The organism is Thiohalocapsa sp. (genome assembly GCF_019695415.1).
Taxonomy (GTDB): Bacteria; Pseudomonadota; Gammaproteobacteria; order Chromatiales; family Chromatiaceae; genus Thiohalocapsa.
The window spans coordinates 1-3455 of sequence record NZ_JAIFKJ010000132.1 but is presented as its reverse complement, the minus strand read 5'-3'; the positions used below and the strand labels follow the sequence as shown (position 1 = coordinate 3455).

The 3455-nt window shown below is 66.3% G+C and carries 4 protein-coding genes; all 4 read left to right on the top strand.

Annotated elements, in window-relative coordinates; genetic code table 11:
* On the top strand, window positions 1-483 hold a 483-nt coding region (locus tag I6U14_RS03280; RefSeq protein ID WP_296896862.1), incomplete at its 5' end, for a hypothetical protein.
* A gap of 165 nt (window positions 484-648) precedes the next feature.
* Complete coding sequence (locus tag I6U14_RS03275) at window positions 649-1044, top strand: hypothetical protein (RefSeq protein ID WP_296896861.1); 396 nt, start codon at window positions 649-651, stop codon at window positions 1042-1044.
* Between the two features lie 192 nt (window positions 1045-1236).
* Window positions 1237-2538 (top strand): FAD-dependent oxidoreductase, encoded by a 1302-nt coding sequence (locus tag I6U14_RS03270; protein WP_296896860.1) that lies wholly within the window; start codon window positions 1237-1239, stop codon window positions 2536-2538.
* A partial coding sequence (locus I6U14_RS03265) for a lysylphosphatidylglycerol synthase transmembrane domain-containing protein (RefSeq protein ID WP_296896859.1) occupies window positions 2535-3455 on the top strand: 921 nt, incomplete at its 3' end. The genes I6U14_RS03270 and I6U14_RS03265, both read left to right, overlap by 4 nt.

Sequence of the window (3455 nt, the reverse complement as noted above, 5' to 3'; positions counted from 1 at the left end):
ATGCGCGACTTCAAGGACGAAACCCGCCGCGAGCACCGCGAGCTGAACCGCAAGTGGGGCGAGATGGCCAACCGCCTCGGCACCATCGTCGAGGACCTCGTGGTCCCGAGCCTGCCGCAGATCATCCGGGAGACCTTCGCTGAGGACATCATCGACCTCTCCGTGCGGCGCAGGCGCAAGCTGCCGGAGGGGCGCTCCAAGGAGTTCGATGCCATCGCCGTCACGCCCACGCTCGTCTGCGTCAACAGCACCAAGGCGACGCTGCGCAGCGCCGATGTCGACCGGATGGTGACAGAGATCGAGGAGCTGCGGGAATTCTTCCCAGCCTATCGCGAGGTTCCGGTGGTCGGCATCCTGGCCACACTGGCCGCAGAGGACAGCGTCGTCCGCTACGCGACCAAGCTCGGCTTTCTGGTGCTCGCGGTGGGCGACGAGCTGATGGAAGTGCAGAACCCTGCCGGCTTCGAGCCTCGGCGCTGGTAGCAGCCTCTACGCCACCTCTGGCTACCCACCCAGAGTTCGTCGTCTGGCGCGTACCGCAGCCGCACGCTGGAATTGCAAACCGCAGGATGGACAACCGAAGCGGATTCCACCCACAGGCGACACAAAACACGCGAAGCTGCAAAACCAAAAGGTGGAGACACCCAAATGGCACTGGCAGAAGAGGACATCCGCTTCATCAAGGCCCATCTCGGCGAATGGCTCGCCGAGCAAAGCCTGGGCAAACCGCCCGCGGTCTACGAGCTCGAGCTGCGCGAGCGCATGGTCCGTGTCGAAGAAGAGCTCAAGCACCAGCGCGAGCTGATGCGCCAGGGCTTCGAGCAAGTCGACAAGCGCTTCGAGCAGGTAGACAAAAGGCTCGAACAGATCGATAAGCGCTTTGAGCAGGTAGACAAGCGCTTTGAGCAGGTAGACAAGCGCTTCGAGCGAATCGATAAGCGCTTCGACGCGATGCTCAAACGCCACGACAGGCAATTCCTCTGGGTGATCGGATTCATTGCCACAAGCGCTGGACTCGTCATCTCCGCCGTGCGGCTCCTGTGAGACGCCGCAAAGGACTGCGCTGAGACGCGACTGCGAACCAATCCAAACCATTTGTAGAGCCATCGGTGCAGGCCCAGACCACAGCAGGACATCCCCGCGTCAGCCCTGTGCGAAAATGCAGCTCGGCGTGACCGCATCAGCAGGTCACCGCAACCTTGTACGCGGGCAGTTGGGGGCATATCCGAATTGAACATGGACAGCACGGATGGTGGCAGCGCGAGCACCGTCGATGAACGCATCGTCATCATCGGCGCCGGCGTGTCGGGCCTCGCGCTAGCCTGGCTGCTGTCGGAGATGGGCAAGCGGGTGACGGTGCTGGAGGCGGCCCCGCACATCGGCGGCCTCGCGCGCACCTTCGAGTGGCATGGTCTCCCCTGCGACATCGCGCCGCACCGCCTCCACACCCAGGATCAGGCGGTGCTGCAGGCCGTCCAGCAGCTGGTGCCGCTGCGGGAGCTCCGGCGCCACAGCCGCATCCTGATGCGGGACAAGCAGATTCAGGACCCCATCAACCCCATCGAGCTGCTGCTGCGCTTCCCGCCGCAGATCGGCCTCAAGCTGGTCTGGGGCTATCTCAACCGGCCCAAGCTGCCGGAGGACTCCTTCGAGGCCATGGCGCTGAACCGCTACGGCCGAGGCCTGTACGACTTCTTCTTCGAGCCCTACACCAGGAAGATGTTCGGGGTGCCGCCCGGCGAGATCTCGCCCGTCTGGGGCCGCGAGAAACTGCGCTCGTCCGGCCTGCTGGACGCCTTGAAGCGCCAATCCAAGACCTTCTTCAGCACCTTCTGGTACCCGAAACAGGGCGGCTACGGCAGCATCTGCGACGCCATGGCCGCCCGCACCCGCGGCGAGATCCGCCTCTCGGCACCGGTCACCGGGCTGGATCACGACAATGGCCGCATCAGCGCCGTGCGCTATCGGCAGGACGGCACAGAGCAGCGGCTCGACTGCGACCGGGTCTTCTCCACCATCCCGGCCACCGGTCTGGCGCGGATGCTGGGCGGCGAGCTGCACCTGCGCTTCAAGCGCGTGCAGCTGGTCTATGTGCACATCGCCAGGGCCCAGGCCATGCCGTACCAGTGGGTCTATTGGGGCGACGCCGAGGTCGTCATCAACCGAATGGCAGAGTTCAAGCACTTCCACCCGGATCTGCCGCCAACGGACCGCACCGTGCTCTGCGCGGAGGTCACCGTCGATACCGACCAGCCGGTGGAGGACGTTCTCAGCGCGCTCGAACGCTACCAATTGGTCCGGCGCGGGGACGTGCTGGACACCATGCTCATCACCGAGGGCTGCGGTTACCCCGTCTACGACCGCGGCTTCGAGGCGGCGAAAACCCAGGCCCAGGCGCTGTTTGGGCGGTATGCGAACCTGCACTGCGTCGGCCGCAACGCGGAGTTCCGCCACATCGAGGCGGACGAGGACATTGCCTCCGCCGCCGACTGCCTGCGGGGCATCTACGGCGCCGATGCCGTGCGCCTTGGCGCATGAAGCGCCTTGCCCAGCTCGGCGTCGCCGGCGGCGTCACCGCGGCCACCTTGACCTATGCCCTCTGGGGCGTTGACCTCACCGCGCTCTGGCACACCCTGCGCGGCGGCAACCTGTGGGTCCTGCCGCCCTTCCTCGCCGTGCTGGCCGTCTTCTTCGCCAGCAACGCACAGCGCTGGGGGTTGACGCTCCGGCCCTTCGGGCGGTTCTCCGCCAAGCAGCTGGCGCCGTCGATGATGATCGGCTTCGCCGCCAACAACGTCCTGCCGCTGCGCGTGGGCGAGCTGATCCGCGCCTACCTGTTCGCGCAGGATACGGGTGTCGCCAAGAGCGGCGTGCTCATGAATCTGGCCCTGGAGCGCCTATTGGACCTGATCGGTATCCTGGTGATCTACATCGCCGCCCTATCCCTGCTGCCAGGGGCGCCCGCAGCCTTCCGTAACAGCGCGTGGCTCGCGGCGGCCGCTGTGGCCGGACTCGCGCTGGTGCTGGCCGCATTCGTGCTGGCACCACGCCAGATCGACGCCCTCTGGCGCGGGGTCGGCACCCACCTGCCCGCGGGGCTGCGCGAGCGCGGCAGCATCTATCTGACGCAGTTCGAGCGAGGCCTGTCGGCGATGCGCACAGCTGGGATGGCCGCGTTGCTCATCGGCTACTCCATCGGCCGCTGGCTGCTCGCCGTCGTGCTGGCATGGCTCGCCATCTACGCCTATGCCGGTGCCATACCGCTGCCGGTGGCCATGCTCACCATCGGCATCACGGCCTTCGCCGTGGCCCTCCCGAGTGCACCCGGCTTCGTCGGCCCCATGCAGGCCGCCTTCGTCTTTGCGCTCGCACCCTTCGGCATCGAGCAGGAAGCGGCACTGGCGGCGAGCCTGCTGTTCCTGCTCGGCCACTGGATACCGGTCACCGCCGTGGGT